Raw genomic sequence first — 18,022 nt, forward strand, 5'->3', positions numbered from 1 at the left:
TCTCTTTCCCTTGTTCTCAGTCCCCACCATGAGGTAAACGCCGCATTGTCAGTCGATATCCAGTTAAATTAGTTATATGAAGTGACAATTTATTAAATATGAAAATACCTCATGGTCATATCGTTGACAGCAAGCCGATAACCCGTTATTCCTAAACACCTACTTGCGTACCCGGTGCGTAAGCCAGAAGAGGTGCGTCGCCCAGGTAAAGTGTCAGAGGAGCCGTGATCCGCTGAAGACATTCGAGGGGGAGCGACGCCGAGACACGGTGATTTCGGCCATCAGCGTGTCGACTGCAGGGGCTGAATCCCCTGGGTTGTCACCAGTGCCGTTCCTTTAGGGCGGTCAACAAGGTGGAGCGCTTCTGGGTGTAACGTAGTGTTATTGCTACGCCTGCCCCCTGATTTACCGCTCTTTCCTTGTGCCAAGGCTAATACAGATGACCACCCAAGATGGCATCCCTGACACGAGGTTTTTTTAGATGATTCAAGTAGCATCCCAACAGACTGACCGCTCCCCTGCCCCAATAGTGGTTGCCAAATTTGGTGGCACCAGCGTGGCTGATTTTGATGCCATGAGTCGCAGTGCTGATGTGGTTTTATCGAACCCGGACGTTCGTTTGGTGATTTTGTCGGCGTCAGCCGGTATTACCAATCTGTTGGTCGCCCTGGCTGAGGGTTGTGAGTTGGAAACCCGCACCCGGCATTTAGATGAAATCCGTCGCATTCAATATAATATTCTCGCTAATCTTTCTGATTCGGTGGTTATTCGCGAAGAAATTGATCGCATGCTGGAAAACATGGCCATGTTGTCTGAAGCTGCCAGTCTGGCGACCTCAGCAGCACTGACCGATGAGTTGGTCAGCCACGGCGAATTGATGTCGACATTGCTATTTGTCGAACTGCTGCGTCAGCGTCAGGTAGCAGTGGAATGGTTTGATGTGCGTAAAATTATGCGCACTAATGATCGTTTTGGCCGCGCGGAACCCGATACCCAAGTCTTGTCTGAACTGGCTCAAACCCAGTTAGCACCGCGCATCCAGCACGCCATTGTGGTCACACAAGGTTTTATCGGCAGTGAAAGTAAAGGCCGCACCACGACCCTTGGCCGTGGTGGCAGTGATTACACCGCCGCCCTACTGGGTGAAGCACTGAATGTCAGCCGTATTGACATCTGGACAGATGTGCCGGGGATTTATACCACTGACCCGCGCGTGGTTCCGGGCGCAAAACGCATTGATAAAATCGCTTTCGAAGAAGCCGCTGAAATGGCGACCTTTGGGGCCAAAGTACTGCACCCGGCGACCTTATTACCGGCAGTACGCAGTGATATTCCAGTGTTTGTTGGCTCCAGCAAAGATCCCGCCGCCGGTGGCACGCTGGTGTGTAATGAAACCAAAAATCCACCGTTGTTCCGTGCCTTGGCACTGCGCCGTAAGCAAACGCTGGTCACCCTGCATAGCTTAAACATGTTGCATGCTCGCGGTTTTCTGGCTGAGGTGTTTAACATTCTGGCGCGCCACAATATTTCGGTGGATTTGATTACTACCTCAGAAGTGAGTGTGGCCCTCACTCTGGATACCACCGGCTCCACGTCGACCGGCGACAGCCTATTGACGACTTCATTGTTGACGGAGCTCTCCTCGCTGTGCCGGGTGGAAGTGGAAGAGAATCTGGCATTGGTGGCAATTATTGGTAATCACTTGTCGCAAGCCTGTGGCGTCGGCAAAGAAGTGTTCGGCGTGCTCGACCCATTCAATATTCGTATGATTTGCTACGGAGCCAGCAGTCACAACCTGTGTTTCTTGATTCCAGGTCACGACGCGGAGAAAGTGGTGCAAACATTGCATCACAATCTATTTGAGTAAAACCACCGACATCATGACAAAACCTGCAAAGTAATTGCATCACAAACCGGGCGTTTTCGTCCGGTTTTCATCTATCTGACACTGACGATTAAGGATTCTCGCCTCATGTTGGTAAAAATCACGCGCCTGTTCCCTGTATGGGCACTGCTGCTCTCCGTGGCAGCCTATTTCCGCCCGACCACGTTTACCGGCATTGGCCCTTATGTCGGTCCACTATTGATGCTGATTATGTTTGCCATGGGCGTCACACTACGGCTGGATGATTTCAAACGAGTGCTTTCACGCCCGGCCCCAGTTGCAGCAGCAACTTTTCTGCATTATCTGATTATGCCGCTCACTGCATGGATTCTGGCCATGCTATTCCGGATGCCACCGGACTTGTCTGCCGGTATGGTGTTGGTTGGCAGTGTTGCCAGCGGCACGGCATCCAATGTAATGATTTATCTGGCAAAAGGTGACGTGGCACTGTCTGTCACTATCTCTGCGGTCTCCACGCTGGTCGGTGTTTTTGCCACCCCACTACTGACCCGGTTATATGTCGATGCCACCATCAGTGTGGATGTGGTCGGGATGCTAAAAAGTATTCTGCAAATCGTGGTTATCCCGATTACTGCCGGGTTGGTTATCCATCATACCTTTACCAAAACGGTTAAGCGCATTGAACCTTATCTGCCCGCCATGTCGATGGTCTGCATTTTAGCCATCATCAGCGCCGTGGTGGCAGGCAGCCAAAGCCATATCGCTTCCGTCGGCTTTGTAGTGATTATCGCGGTTATTTTGCACAACGGTATCGGCTTACTCAGTGGTTATTGGGGTGGAAAGCTATTCGGTTTTGATGAATCAACCTGCCGGACACTGGCTATCGAAGTGGGGATGCAAAACTCAGGATTGGCCGCCACCTTGGGTAAAATTTACTTCTCACCACTGGCAGCCCTGCCCGGCGCTCTGTTCTCTGTTTGGCATAACCTTTCCGGTTCCTTGCTGGCTGGCTATTGGTCAGGTAAACCGGTTAAAAAAGACCAAGAATAATTCGCAATATCTATCATGCCCGGTTTAGCCGGGCATTCGCACCTAAAGCCCCTATTGATTAAATTAATTAGAATCCGCTATTCGCCTGAATATACTTTAATTAATTCTCACCAATCGTATTTCACATCCAATAAACATCAAATTTTTATTATATTTCTTCAATTCCTGAAAATTTCTTAATTCTTGAGATTACCTGCCGTTTCTATTCATCAGGGACGGTAATCATGCCGCCCGGCATTTGACTCAAGGAGGCGAGAACTGACCCGTGCATTTCTCAATCAAACATTATGATCCCAAAACGCACCGCATTATGGTTTTTATTGAGTACTGGTGCACACGCCAGTCCCGCTCCGGGGATAGATATTCCCTCGCCGATGAATGAGTCACGCCAGAATTTACAGAACAGCAGCAATGAAATTAATCAGCTAATAGAAGAACGCCGCCAATCACATTCAGAGCCACGTGGGTTATCACCTGAAACGGAAAACCATGCACCTGAGCTAGAAAATGCCTCACAGTGCCTGCCTATCAGTGGTGTCTATATTCAGGGAATTACCTTATTAAGCATTAAAGAATTAGATAATCTCAGCGCTATACCCGAGCAGTGTATTCATAGTGATAATATCAATCTACTCGCTCGCGAGTTAACACAGATTTATCTTACCAAAGGTTATATCACAGCGCGCATTCAATTTATTCCACCTGACGCCGATGGCGAACTCGGTTTGGATATCACTGAAGGATTTATCGAAAAAATTGAAAGTGACGATCCTCAGTTAGAGGTTGAAAGTATTTTTCCCAATATGACGGGAAAACCACTGAATATTACTCAGCTTGATCAAGGATTAGATCAGGCGAATCGCTTACCATCAAATAAAATAACTGTAGATATTTTACCTGGTAGCCAACCGGGTGGGTCTATTCTTAAACTCAGTAATTCCCGTTCAAAACCTTGGCGTCTAACAACATCACTTGATAATTACGGCAATAAAAGTACTGGTAACTGGCTAAGCCGAAGTTCATTTTCTCTCGATAATCCCTTTGGATTATCAGATTCCATTAATTTAAGTATTTCCAGCACCACGGATAATGCCGAAAAAAATCATAGTCGCGCCTATTCACTCTTTTATTCTATTCCCTACGGGGCTTTAACCTTTAGTGGTTTTGGCAGTTATTCTGAGTACCTTTATCCGGTGAAATTACAATTTAATACCATTGAACTTCATGGAAAAACACAGCAACATGGCTTACGCACAGATTATGTTTTCTATCGTGACCAAGACCAAATTAATGGCGTCAGTGCGCAACTGACTTATAAGCAAGCTGAAAACTATCTTAATGACCAGGAAATAACGGTCAGTAGCCCAACACTCACAATATTTGAGTTAGGGATTAATCATCTGCACATGCTGCCGAATGGTATTTTCAATATTAATTTCGGTATTGAACAAGGATTGCCGTGGTTGGGTGCCGATCAGGGTTATTCTTCCCGCCATCAAGATAGCCAATTTACTAAAGCCAAAACAACCATTATCTCCAGACAATACTTCAAATTGTTCGATGATACCTATCTGTTAAGTAATCAATTTTATGGCCAATATAGTCGTGATCGTCTACCGGGTATTGAGTGGCTCAGTATTACGGATAACAACGCTATTCGCGGTTTTAGCCGTAATACATTATCGGCGGATAATGGCTGGTATTTACAAAATACCTTGTCACGTAATTTCACTCTGGGCAATACCATAATAACGCCACGACTCGGCGCTGATGTTGGTCGTATTCAACAATCGTCACAAAATTGGAACAGTGCCATCGGGCTCAGTACCGGAATTAATGTCAGCTATCGTGATATCAAAGTGGATGTCGAAGCTAGCCGTGGTCATCTGTTGTCAGGAAAATCAGCGAGTAAAGATCCCATCAATATTCTGGCTCGCTTCTCTTATTCCTTTTAACTCACCCACATCGGTGCACGCTATTTTTTATTAATACTAACAATATGACAAATAGATGGAGAAATAAAAATGAAGCAAAATAAGTTCAAGCTTTCCCCTGCGGGGAAGTTAGTGGCGGCAGTTGCCATTATTTCAGTTTCAGTCGCGACCTGTTATGCCGCCGGAATTGTCAGTGCTGGCGACAGTGCCCATAAACCCGATATTAATTCAGCCAATGGTATACCAATCATTGATATCGTAAAGCCCACGGCATCCGGATTGTCACATAACCAATTTGATAGTTTCAATGTGGGTAATCAAGGAGCCGTACTGAATAATGCTATCAATGCGGGTAACTCTCAGTTAGCTGGACAATTAAGTGCTAACCAAAACTTAAATGGCCAAGCCGCTAATATTATTCTTAATGAGGTCATTAGTCGTAACCCTTCATTATTATTGGGACAGCAAGAAGTGTTTGGAATGGCCGCAGATTATATTCTAGCCAACCCTAATGGCATTACTTGTAATAGCTGTGGATTTATTAATACCAATAGAACTTCTTTGGTTGTCGGCAACCCATTAGTAGAACAAGGTAATTTGCAGGGTTTTGATACCCGAAATAACACTAATGCATTAGAAATAGGTGATGACTACTATCGTTTCAAGGGCTCATTAGATTTAATTTCACCACGAATTAATATATTAGGGGCCATTGATTCTTGGCAAGATATCAATATCATACTAGGTCAAAATGAAGTCAGCACAGACGGCCGCGTAATCAAGTCAGCTAATTATATTGGCGCGGCATATGACAGTAAACTCTTTGGCAGCATGACGGCAAATAGGATTAGAATTATTAACACCGCCGAAGGTAATGGCGTCAATATGTCGAAATTTAATAAGGCCCTTGAGTCAATAGAAATCTCAACACCGGGCAGGCTGAATCTTGATGTTGACTCTGATCCTGATATTAATGACAACCCTGCTCCTGCCAGTTTAATGGGTAAAGATATAACCATAAATGCAGGCGATATTTTTACTTCTGGCGATATTGCCGAAACCACTTCTGGTGGTGCGACAAAACAGACACTCATGCGTACCAGAATCGAAGGCAGTAATATTTCTATTATCGCCAAGAAAAAAAATCATCTTGATGCTGCAATTATTGATGGCAAGAACATCGAGATGCAAGGGAATAATATTCAATTAGGTAGCGAAAAACTGACCGATACAGAATCAGATGGTTACTCTGAAAGTGGCGGATGGGGGCTGCATAATTGGAGTAAATCCTCAGACAATAAAAAAGAAAAGCAGACGACATTTGGCACCACTATTACCGCAAATAATAATGTTTCTATTCAGTCCACCAGAGGAGATATAAAGCTATCCGGTTCTTCTGTTAAGGCTGGTAATAATCTATCAATCAAAGCAAAAAAAGATTTAAAACTGGAAGGTGTGATTGTTCAAAATTCAGATCATGAAAAAGGCCATCACTATGTACAAATGCAGAAAGATAAAACCTGGGATAACAAAGAGACTACACAAAAACTGAATAAAACCACGCTGCAAGCTGACGGAAATTTGGGTCTAACTGCAGGAGGAAAAATAACCACCAGCGGGGCCAAAGCTAGCGCGAAGGGTGATTTATTCATTAATGCTAATGAAGTCAAAATTGATGTACAAAAGACTCGAGATCAGAAAACGACCAACGGTAAGCATGAGCAAAATCTTGGGTTAGGCGGTATCGACCACAATAATAATGACAAAAATGCGGAAACTAGCCACGGCTCTGAAATAACCGCTGATGGTAAAATTTTTGTCAGTGGCCGTGATAGCGTTGCAATTACCGGCAGCAAAGTGAAAGGTATCGACGATGGTTTTGTTCAGTCAGATAAAGGCGGGATTAAGATTGATAACGCCATTAGTACCACCACAACCAAAATTGATGAGCGCAATGGTGTCGCCTTTAATATTACCGGCAGTTCACACAAGGCCAATAATCGTGATGAAGAGGTTACCGGCAGCGAATTAGTTTCTGACGCTAACCTAAAGATAATCAGTAAAGATAATGTGGAAGTCATTGGCAGTCTGGTAAAAAGTGCCGGGGAACTGGGGATTGAAACTCTGGGCGAAATTAATGTTAAAGCGGCAGTAGAACAACAAAAAATAGATGAACAAAAAACGAAATTAACTCTTGAAGGTTTTACCAGTGACAATGACGAAGGTCAGTATCAGGCCGGGCTGAAACTGGAGCACACCAGCGAAAGTGAAAAAACAGAGAATATTAAGCACCACGGCGCAACCCTCGAGGGAGGTGCTGTCAAACTGGATGCTCAAAAAGACGTCACATTTATCGGCTCTGACCTCACTACCACCAAAGGCGACGCTGATATTAAAGGCGAAAATGTTTCGTTTATTGCAGCCAACGACACCACCTCTAGCCAGAAAGAAAAAGAAACTGTTGGCGTCGATGTCCACTACGACGGTGGTATGGATAAAGCGGGCAGTGGGGCAAATGTCAGTTATGAAGACACCGAAACCAGCAGTGATAAATCAACCGCCGTGGTCTCTGGTTCCAAAGTTGCGGGCAACCTAAATATTACTGCGGCCAAAGATATGACTAACCAAGGGAGCGCTCATAGCGTCGAAGGTATTTATCAGGTTAGCGCTGACAATGTGAATAATTTAGCAGCAGAAAACAGTGAAAAAACAGTCACTGAAACGACAAATCTTGATGCTGGTTTTGGCGTTAATATTGCTTATGACAAGATAACCCGCCCAATTGAAGAGATGGTCAATAAAGCTAAAGAGCAAGATATAGGTGGCATGATTGATGCCGTGGATGACATTGGCTCACCTAATGCAGGGGTTGATATCTATGCAAAAGGAGGGACGAAAGAAACCAGTCTGACCAGCAATCAATCCATCGGAACGTCAATAAAAGGGGGCGATATTGCTATCAATGCCACGGGTGCATTAAAAGATCAGGGAACTGAATATCAGGCAGATAAAGGGGCTATTACGTTGAATGCTGCCAGCCATAACTTTGAAGCCGCCGTTGATCGTGATGATCAACAAACTCAAGAAACCTCAGGTGAAGCTGGTATTCGGATTTATACCACCACAGGCAAAGACGTTACCGTGGATGGCAAAGGCAAAGGTGGCTCAACCGAGCAGCATGCAAAAGGTGAAAGTGCGCAGGTTGGTAGCATGAATGCCGCCAATGGAATCAATATTAATATAAAAGAAGATGCTATTTATCAAGGCACTAATATTAATGCTGGAGATGGCAAAGTGACGATTAATGCAGGAGGGAATATCCACATTGATCAGGCAACCCATCATATCAGCGAAAGCCATAATAATGTTGAGGCCAATGCCCAGTTGAACCTCGGCACCAATACTAATAGTAAAGAGTTCGGCGCAGGATTGGGGGGTGGGCACAGTAAGGGTGAAATTGATGCTTCGATAGCCCAGGTCAGTACCCTACAAGGTCAGCAGGGGATTGAATTGAATGCAGGAAAAGATTTAACCCTAACCGGTACCGCCTTTGGTAGCAAAGAGAAACCTACAGGGGATATTCAACTGACGGCTGATGGCAAAGTGGATATCCAAGCGGCCAAATCTGAAGGTTCAAAGCAGGACATGACATGGTCCGCCGGTGCCAATGCCGGTATCAGCAAAGGCCAGGATGGCAACAGCAAAGGGATGCAGGCCGATGCTGATATTAAGCTCGCCAAGACAGACGAGTCTGCGGTGATACATCAAGGTAGCGTAATCCATAGCGATGGGCACTTTATGGTTCAGGCTGATAGTGACGACAAAGAGGCTATTCATATGCAAAATGCCACTATTAACAGCCCAAAAACGACGTTGAATGCCAATAATGGCGGCATTTTGCTGGAATCAGCTCAGGACGAACAACACAAGAATAACTGGAGCTTTGAAGCCGCAGCCAATGGCAGTCAAAGTCATCAGTTTAGTAAAGATGACCAGGGGGTTATTGATAAACAAAGCAGTGAGAAGAATCATGATGTGGGGGCCAAGATTGATGTGGCCGTGAATAAATTAGATTCAGTCACACAGCAAAACAGCCATATCAACAGCAATAATATCACCCTAAACACCGCTAAAGATATGGTTCTGGCCGGAGCTAAACTCGAGGCCGACAATATTAAAGGCAATATTGGTGGCAATCTGACCGTCGAAAGCCGCATCGATGAATTACATAAAATTGACGTCACAACCCACTTTGGCGCGAGCCACAGTAACGAAAAGCAGGACAGTCTGGTTAATCAAATAGCGAATGCCAGCCCAATGGGTTCAGACAAGGTCAAGAACAAGCTCAATACCCACTCCGACAAGTTGTTCGACAAAATCAAAAAGCAATATGACCAAATATCGAGCAAATTTACCACCAAAGAAGAGGATAACATCGAACTGCTCAGTTACACCAAAGAGGGCAAAAAAAGCGAGCAGGACGCAGTAAAAGACCCGAAAGACGAAAAAGAAACCAAGGATAAATGGTGGCAAAAAGGTGCGAAAGCCATTGGTAACAAAGTCAAAAATAAGGTGCAAAATGACTCGGTTAAAGGGGGGGCTGGCAATGCTAACGTTGAGGTTGAGGTGGTAAACAACCAAGCCGTCGCAGAGCAATCAGCCATTATCGGCAAGCAAAATGTTGAGTTAAACGTTAATGGCAAAACTGAATTGATAGGTGGAAATATTGCCAATCAGGGAGGAAAAGTCGATTTGCAAACCAATGGCCTTGAACTGCAGGATGTTAACGGCAAACATACCCAAGGTGGGGCTAGAGTCAATGGTGCTTCATCGGTGATGAAGATGCTGGGGAACGGAGCCAGTGACCTTATGGAGGGGAAAACCCCGTTGATAGGTGCCCATGGCGGATCAGAGCAGAAAAATGCCGTTGCTGGCATTACCCACGGTCAGCCTTAGCAGTTAGTCAAAAATCATTGAGATTGCAGGGGGCGGCTAGCGCCCTCTGCAACTTCAACAACAAAGTATATATCAATCCGCGTCGTAACCCAGATTAGGTGCTAACCAGCGCTCAACTTCAGCCACCGGCATCCCTTTGCGTGCGGCATAATCCTCCACTTGATCACGTTGAATCTGTGCCACAGCAAAGTATTTGCTATCTGGATGACTAAAGTACCAGCCCGATACTGAAGCCCCTGGCCACATGGCATAGGATTCCGTCAGCTTCATGCCAGTGTGGGTTTCCACATCCAGCAACTGCCAGATTTGGCCTTTTTCCGTATGTTCTGGACAGGCCGGATACCCCGGAGCCGGGCGGATCCCTTGATAATTCTCCCGCACTAGCTCTTCATTGCTCAGATTTTCATTAGGAGCAAAACCCCAATACACTTTACGCACTCGCTCATGCAGATATTCAGCAAAGGCTTCGGCCAGACGGTCAGACAGCGCCTTAATCATAATTTTATTGTAATCATCATGTTGGGCATCATAGGCCTCGGCCAGCGCATCCTCTTCCAGACCACCGGTAACGGCAAAAGCACCATAATAATCAGCTTTACCACTAGATTTAGGCGCGATGTAATCCGCCAGGCAATAGTTCGCGAAGTCGGTTTTTTCTGTTTGCTGGCGTAAATGGTGGCTGACCACCAGCACTTCATCTCGCCGCTCATCACGGTAAATCTCGATATCATCCCCAACACTGTTGGCAGGAAACAACCCGACCACACCTTTGGGATGCAGCAAATCTTCTGCTGAAAGCTTATCCAGCATCTCATTAGCATCGGCAAACAGGCGTTTGGCTTCTTCCCCAACCACCTCATCTTCCAGAATGCGTGGATACTTGCCCGCCAACGACCAGGTCATAAAGAATGGCGTCCAGTCGATGTAATTGCGCAAGGTTTCAATGCTGGCCTCGACCTGTTGCACACCCAACTTGTGCACGGCTGGCGGAGTATAATTCTCCCAATCAATCACTGTGCGGTTGTCCCGGGCGGCTTGCAAACTCACCGGAGGAGTGCGTGGTTTCTTACGCGCATGCTGAATGCGTACGGTTTCATATTCCTTACGCGTTTTCGCCACAAACGCATCGCGTTGAGTATCAGATAACAGGGCCGACACCACGCCAACACTGCGTGAGGCATTCGAAACATAAGTGGTGGAACCACTGTAGTTCTGCTCGATTTTCACTGCGGTATGAGCCTTGGAAGTGGTTGCGCCACCAATCAGCAAAGGCAGCGTAAAACCCTGACGCTCCATCTCTTTGGCAACGTTAACCATCTCATCCAGCGACGGGGTGATAAGGCCAGATAAGCCGATAATATCAACTTTCTCTTCCCGCGCGGTGCGCAAGATTTTCTCCGTCGGCACCATCACACCCAAATCGATAATTTCATAGTTATTGCACTGCAACACCACACCCACAATATTTTTGCCGATGTCATGCACATCACCTTTAACCGTCGCCAGTAGGATCTTACCTGCGGTACTGCCCTTCTGTTTGCTGGCTTCAATATATGGTTCAAGATAGGCAACCGCCTGTTTCATGACTCGGGCGGATTTCACCACCTGCGGCAGGAACATTTTCCCTTCACCGAACAAATCCCCGACGACATTCATACCGGCCATCAGTGGCCCTTCGATAACCTCAATCGGCCGGTCTGCTTCCTGTCGAGCTTCTTCCGTATCCAGCTCAATAAATTCGGTAATGCCTTTAACCAGTGAATATTCCAGCCGCTTCACCACTGGCCAACTGCGCCATTCCGCTTGTTGAACTGCCACCTCATCACTTTTACTGCCACGGTATTTTTCGGCTAGATCCAACAGGCGCTCAGTGCTGTCATCACGGCGGTTAAGAATCACATCTTCAACTGCATTCCGCAGCTCATCTGACAGGTCATCATAGATAGCCAACTGCCCGGCGTTGACGATCCCCATATCCATGCCACTACGAATAGCGTAGTAGAGGAACACTGCGTGAATAGCTTCTCGCACCGGATCATTGCCCCGGAAGGAGAAAGAAACGTTGGAAACACCACCAGAAATCATGGCGTAAGGCAGTTCGGCTTTGATATCCGCACAAGCTTCAATAAAGTCGACAGCATAGTTGTTATGCTCTTCAATCCCGGTAGCAACAGCAAAAATATTCGGGTCGAAAATAATATCTTCCGGCGGGAAGCCGACGGTTTCGGTCAAAATCTTATAGGCGCGACGGCAGATTTCGATTTTACGAGCGCGAGTATCAGCCTGCCCCTTTTCATCAAAGGCCATCACCACCATGGCAGCACCATAGCGGCGAACCAGTTTGGCATGATGAATAAAGGCATCGACACCCTCTTTCATCGAAATAGAGTTGACGATGCCCTTGCCCTGAATACATTTAAGGCCCTTTTCGATGACATCCCACTTTGAGGAGTCAATCATAATCGGCACCCGCGCGATATCTGGTTCACCGGCAATCAGATTGAGAAAACGCACCATGGCGGCCTCGGCGTCGAGCATCCCCTCATCCATATTGATATCGATGATCTGCGCGCCACTCTCAACCTGCTGGCGAGCAACATCCAGCGCCTCGCCATATTTTTCTTCTTTTATCAGCCGCTTGAAACGTGCCGAACCCGTAACGTTAGTGCGCTCACCAACGTTAACAAACAGGGTATTGGCATCAATCGTCAATGGTTCCAGTCCTGCCAGGCGGCAAGCTACTGGGATATCCGGCAATGGTCGTGGCGCGACGCCAGAAACGGCTTTAACCATTGCCGCAATATGCCGTGGTGTCGTACCACAGCAGCCACCGACGATATTCAAAAATCCAGCCCGCGCCCACTCGCCAATCTGCTCTGCCATCTCTTTGGCTTCCAGATCATATTCACCAAAAGCATTCGGTAAACCGGCATTTGGGTGCGCACTGACATAATATTCAGAAATACGCGATAATTCAGCGACATATTGACGTAACTCATCTGGCCCCAAGGCACAGTTCAAGCCAAAAGAGAGCGGCTTCACGTGGCGCAGCGAGTTATAAAAAGCTTCGGTGGTTTGGCCGGATAATGTACGGCCAGAGGCATCGGTAATTGTGCCGGAAATCATCACCGGCAGTAGCACACCCATGGCTTCAAATTCAGATTCAACGGCAAATGTCGCCGCTTTGGCATTGAGGGTATCGAAGACGGTTTCAATCATAATTAGATCGACACCGCCCTCAATCAACGCACGGGTGGATTCCCGGTAAGCCTCAACCAATTGATCAAAACTGACGTTACGAAACGCCGGATCGTTAACTTTAGGTGAGATAGACGCGGTACGGTTGGTCGGGCCAAGTACCCCGGCAACATAACGCGGTTTTTCAGGCGTGCGAGCCGTCCATTCATCAGCACAGATACGGGCCAAACGGGCAGCTTCATAGTTAATTTCAGCTGACAGCGACTCCATTTGATAATCCGCCATGGCAATGGGGGTGGAGTTGAATGTGTTGGTTTCGAGAATATCAGCACCGGCTTCAAGATAAGCATTATGAATGGCAATAATGACTTCCGGCTTAGAAAGTACCAGTAAGTCGTTGTTGCCCTTCAGATCACTGGGCCAGTCGGCAAAACGAGCACCTCGATAATCGGCCTCTTCCAACCGATAACTCTGGATCATGGTGCCCATGCCACCATCCAGCACCAAAATTCTTTGTGCCAGTTGCTGGTGTAATTCCTTAACCTTATTATTTGTTACTGTATCCACCACTGTCGCCTCTTCACCCTGTTGCCTTGCCATTGCCCGACGTATTTTTACGTTTTCTTAGTATCAGATATGCTGAAAAATAATCCATTCACAAATCAGTCTGCCATCCTAGCACAAGTTACCGGCGTAATGAGTCCACTCCCAGTTGAGACTTTTTCAGGTAGCTAAAGTCACTCATCGGATGAGCATTTTTTACGGTTTGCATGCATAATTGAAAAACGAAAATGAATTCCATAAAAATATCTGAGGGGCTGATTTATGGCGTTACCGATTCCAATTAAACGGGGAAAGAAACCCAAGGCAGCCGCGCAAACTACCACAGCGGCAACGGGTCAGGTTCAGTCATTAACTCGCGGGCTTAAATTACTGGAATATATTTCCGAAGCTCAAGGGAGTGTGGCACTGACCGATTTAGCCCAACAGGCGGGTTTACCAAACTCAACCACTCATCGCCTGTTGACCACCATGCAACAACAAGGTTTTGTTCGCCAAGTGGGGGATTTAGGCCTTTGGACCATGGGCGCTCACGCCTTTATTGTTGGCAGCAGCTTTTTGCAAAGCCGCAATTTACTGGCAATGGTTCACCCGATGCTGCGCCGCTTAATGGATGAATCTGGCGAAACCGTCAATCTGGCGGTGCTCGATCACAGTGATTATCAAGCCATTATTATCGACCAAGTGCAATGTACCGCACTGATGCGCATGTCCGCACCCATTGGTGGCAAGCTGCCAATGCATGCTTCTGGTGCGGGCAAAGCCTTTCTTTCAACCTTGTCGGACGATCAGTTGGTACAACTTTTACATAAAAAAGGGCTGCATGCCTATACCCAGCATACTCGTACCAACCCAGCCAGTCTGAAAGAGAATTTGGCATTAATCCGCAAGCAAGGTTATTCATTCGATGATGAAGAGCATGCCCTCGGCCTACGTTGTATCGCCGCGTGTTTGTTCGATGAACATCACGAAGCCTTTGCGGCGATCTCCATCTCCGGCCCGGTATCGCGCATTACCGACGATCGCGTCACAGAACTTGGTGCGCTAGTCATTCATGCTGCGAAAGAAATTACTCAATCTTACGGCGGCGGCAATCGTAATTAGCTTACCAATAACCTTGCGCTGACCGACTGACGATAACGCCAGGATTTGGTCTGTATGTATTCATTATTGCCAGGTTTAAAGACATTTATCCCCAAATTGCTCCCCCATACGTTGCGGAGCAAAATGATTGTTCTGGCAATAATTATGGTTTCTCTGCCGACCTTAGTCATCGGTTATCTGGTCGAGGCAGAGGGACGCGATGCCCTGCTACAGGAGAAGAAAGCCAAGCTGTTTGCCGTCACAACCTTGCTGGATAATGCGCTGGCAGATAGTTTTTCCCTCTATCCTGACCTGCCCAGAGAGCAGCGCATTCAAGCTTTGAACCAGCACCTGGCGCCGGTTACCGATGAAATCACCCGGGCTTTTTCGGGGGTCGGTGCCGGTTACTATAATAAAGCCTTAGACGCCATTATTACCTACGCCCCACAGGCGCAATACGGCAATGCCGTCGGTATTACGATTAATCTTGATCACCCCGGCCATGAAGTGATGGCGAGCGGCAAGCCGCTGGTCAGCAGCGGTACTCAGGTTCGTGGCAACATTATGAATGCCATGATACCTATCAAGCGTGATAACCAAATCCTGGGTTATATCTGGGCCAACGAACTGTCAAATGACATTGACCGCCAAGCGCTGTCCATGGATATCAAAATCATCGCGGTGATCAGTATTGGCTTATTGCTGAGCTTATGGCTGATTATTGCCTTTTCACGCCGTTTTGCCTCAGATATCGATATTATCAAATCCAGTTTGACCAATTTGTCTCTGAATTTAAATACCGAACTCCCCGCCATGAAGGGCGAAATGGGGGAAATATCTGACAGTGTTAATGCCTTATCCCGAGCACTGCGAGAGACTAAGACCCTCAATGAATTAATTCTTGAAAGTGCAGCCGACGGTGTTATTTCGGTGGATATAAAAGGCTGCGTCACCATGATAAACCCGGCAGGTGAAATCATCACCGGTTACAGCCGCAAAGAACTGATAGGTAAGCCTTATGCCGAGGTATTTGAGAAAGTCGATTTCGACAGCCCGGTACTGGACACCCTATTTCGTGGCATCAAACATGTGGCGCTGGAAATTGACTATCCCGGTAAAAACCGCACCATTCAGCTCAGCATCAGTACCAGTCAGTTACGTAATGCACAAGGTGAAACGCTAGGAGCGCTAGCTATATTCACGGATTTAACGGCGAAAAAAGAGGTGCAACGTCGCATTGAACAAGCCGAACGGCTGGCCACTTTAGGGGAGTTAATGGCTGGGGTCGCTCATGAAGTTCGCAACCCACTCACCGCCATTAGCGGGTTTGTTCAGATCCTTAAAGACAGTGAAAAAGATCCACAACGGCTGGAATATACCCATATCATTTTAAAAGAAGTGCAATCGATTAATCGGGTGATTCAGCAATTGCTCGACTTCTCCCGCCCGCGTATTGGCCGCTATCATCAGGTTAATTTGAATCAGATTATTAGAGAAAGTCTGATTTTGGTAAAAACTAAAGGCGTGGAAGCCAGAGTTGATTTTCATGTTCAGTTAGATGAAAACTTAAGTGATATTGAAGCCGATGGCGAGTTATTAAAACAAGTTTTACTGAATATACTGATTAATGCGGTTCAGTCTATTGTAGCCAGAGGGGAAATTATTATCTCTACCCAAGCTCTGGATGATAACTATCAACAAATAACTATTCAGGATAATGGCTGCGGTATTGCAGAGGATATTAAAGCGAAAGTTTTCGATCCTTTTTATACCACTAAACCTTCGGGAACCGGATTGGGATTATCCATCAGTCAGCGCATTATTGCTTCCCACGACGGCGATATTAGGTTAGAAAGTCAGCCTAATAAAGGAACCACATTTATAATTATACTGCCAGTGAAGCATGGCGCAGGAAATCTATTATGAAAAAATCCTATCGTATTCTGATTGTTGATGATGAAGAAAATGTTCGCCGCATGTTAACTACCGTTTTTAGTCTGGATGGTCATCAACCCCTCTGTGCCGCTGACGGTCAGCATGCATTGGAGTTATTCAAACAGCAAGCCCCAGATATTGTGCTCATGGATATCCGAATGCCAAAAGTCAGTGGGCTTGAAGCGCTGCAAGTCATGCGGCAAATCCGACAAGAAACACCGGTCATACTGATGACCGCTTATGCCGCAGTCGAAACCGCAGTTGAAGCCCTGCGGCTGGGGGCATTCGACTATGTGATTAAGCCATTTGATTTGGATGAGCTGAAAATTATTATCAGCCGTGCCATGCAGTTGCAGGAGATGAAACAAGAAATCAATCGCCTGCATCGAGCCCTATCAGACAGTTATCAGTGGGGCAGGTTACTGACGAATAGTGCCAAAATGATGGAGCTTTGCCGCGACACAGCAAAAATCGCCATGAGCCATGCCAGTGTTTTGATAACCGGTGAAAGTGGCACCGGTAAGGAATTGATTGCTAAAGCTATTCACTATAATAGCCCACGAGCTAAAGGGCCATTCATCAAAATTAACTGCGGCGCGTTGCCAGAATCCTTATTAGAAAGTGAACTGTTCGGTCATGAGAAAGGGGCTTTTACTGGCGCGCATATGCAACGTCAAGGTCTGTTTGAGCGGGCAAACCAAGGAACATTGTTACTTGATGAAGTGGGTGAAATGCCGCCCAACCTGCAAGTCAAACTGCTGCGGGTACTGCAAGAGAAAGAGTTTGAGCGACTGGGCGGCAGTCAGACCATTAAAACAGACATCCGTCTTATTGCTGCAACCAACCGGAATTTAGCCGCCATGGTCGAACAGGGGGAATTCCGCCAAGACCTCTTTTACCGCCTGAATGTCATCCATCTTTCCCCTCTCCCGCTGCGGGAAAGACCGGAAGATATCCCCTTGTTAGCTCGACATTTCTTACAAAAATTTAATGCTGAAAATAGCAAAGAAATCATTGAGATAGATGCCAGCGCGCAAGCAATATTAGATGCTTATCCATGGCCGGGTAATATCAGAGAGCTATCTAATGCCATTGAGCGGGCAGTGATCATGAGTACTGGATTTATCATCTTCCCTGATGATTTACCGGAACATTTGCAGCAAAAACAGCAAACCCAACCCAATATCAGCCGCGGCATCTTTGCCGAGCAGGGATTAAATTTAAAAGAAAATATGAAAGCTTATGAACGCGAGCTTATCTGTGCCGCACTGCAAAACAATCAGGATAATCGAGTGCAAACTGCACGAGCATTAGGCATCAGCCGGCGGGCGCTGATGTATAAACTACAAGAGTATCGCATTGGTTCACAATCCCAGCAGTCTCAGGATAATATATAAATAAATATTAACTGTGCCATTTATATTTATTTTATTCAAAATTAGAGAAACAAAATGTGCAC

At 46.5% G+C, this 18,022-nt stretch carries 8 protein-coding genes and 1 riboswitch; of the genes, 7 read left to right on the forward strand and 1 reads right to left on the reverse strand.

The features are described 5' to 3' along the window. Positions 1 to 179 precede the first annotated feature (179 nt). Positions 180 to 372: riboswitch (Lysine riboswitch) on the forward strand. Between the two features lie 109 nt (positions 373 to 481). From lysC to DJ58_RS10745, 4 genes are all read left to right on the forward strand, one after another. Continuing rightward, entirely contained in the window at positions 482 to 1,867 is a 1,386-nt protein-coding gene (gene lysC, locus DJ58_RS10760; protein ID WP_004711238.1) for a lysine-sensitive aspartokinase 3, read from the forward strand. Between the two features lie 105 nt (positions 1,868 to 1,972). Next, a complete protein-coding gene (panS, locus tag DJ58_RS10755; protein ID WP_004711241.1) occupies positions 1,973 to 2,896 on the forward strand; it encodes a ketopantoate/pantoate/pantothenate transporter PanS in 924 nt (307 codons plus the stop codon). Positions 2,897 to 3,183: 287 nt separating this feature from the next. Further along, positions 3,184 to 4,851 (forward strand): ShlB/FhaC/HecB family hemolysin secretion/activation protein, encoded by a 1,668-nt coding sequence (locus tag DJ58_RS10750; protein WP_004711243.1) that lies wholly within the window; start codon positions 3,184 to 3,186, stop codon positions 4,849 to 4,851. A gap of 69 nt (positions 4,852 to 4,920) precedes the next feature. Further along, entirely contained in the window at positions 4,921 to 9,786 is a 4,866-nt protein-coding gene (locus DJ58_RS10745; RefSeq protein WP_004711245.1) for a hemagglutinin repeat-containing protein, read from the forward strand. A 72-nt stretch (positions 9,787 to 9,858) separates the two neighbouring features. On the opposite strand, the gene metH is transcribed toward DJ58_RS10745, so the two are convergent. Then, positions 9,859 to 13,554 (reverse strand): methionine synthase, encoded by a 3,696-nt coding sequence (gene metH / locus DJ58_RS10740; RefSeq protein ID WP_032911632.1) that lies wholly within the window; start codon positions 13,552 to 13,554, stop codon positions 9,859 to 9,861. Positions 13,555 to 13,809: 255 nt separating this feature from the next. On the opposite strand from metH, the gene iclR reads away from it, so the two are divergent. Genes iclR through atoC form a run of 3 tightly spaced genes read left to right on the forward strand, consistent with a single transcriptional unit; the run spans position 13,810 to position 17,960 of the window. Further along, positions 13,810 to 14,649 (forward strand): glyoxylate bypass operon transcriptional repressor IclR, encoded by an 840-nt coding sequence (gene iclR / locus DJ58_RS10735; protein ID WP_004711249.1) that lies wholly within the window; start codon positions 13,810 to 13,812, stop codon positions 14,647 to 14,649. A gap of 54 nt (positions 14,650 to 14,703) precedes the next feature. Beyond that, positions 14,704 to 16,554: a two-component system sensor histidine kinase AtoS gene (atoS, locus tag DJ58_RS10730; RefSeq protein WP_032911625.1), complete on the forward strand. Its 1,851-nt coding sequence runs from the start codon at positions 14,704 to 14,706 to the stop codon at positions 16,552 to 16,554. Continuing rightward, entirely contained in the window at positions 16,551 to 17,960 is a 1,410-nt protein-coding gene (gene atoC / locus DJ58_RS10725; RefSeq protein WP_032911626.1) for an acetoacetate metabolism transcriptional regulator AtoC, read from the forward strand. Before atoS ends, atoC begins: the two co-directional genes overlap by 4 nt. Positions 17,961 to 18,022 lie beyond the last annotated feature (62 nt).

This window comes from Yersinia frederiksenii ATCC 33641 (genome assembly GCF_000754805.1).
Classification (GTDB): Bacteria; Pseudomonadota; Gammaproteobacteria; order Enterobacterales; family Enterobacteriaceae; genus Yersinia; species Yersinia frederiksenii.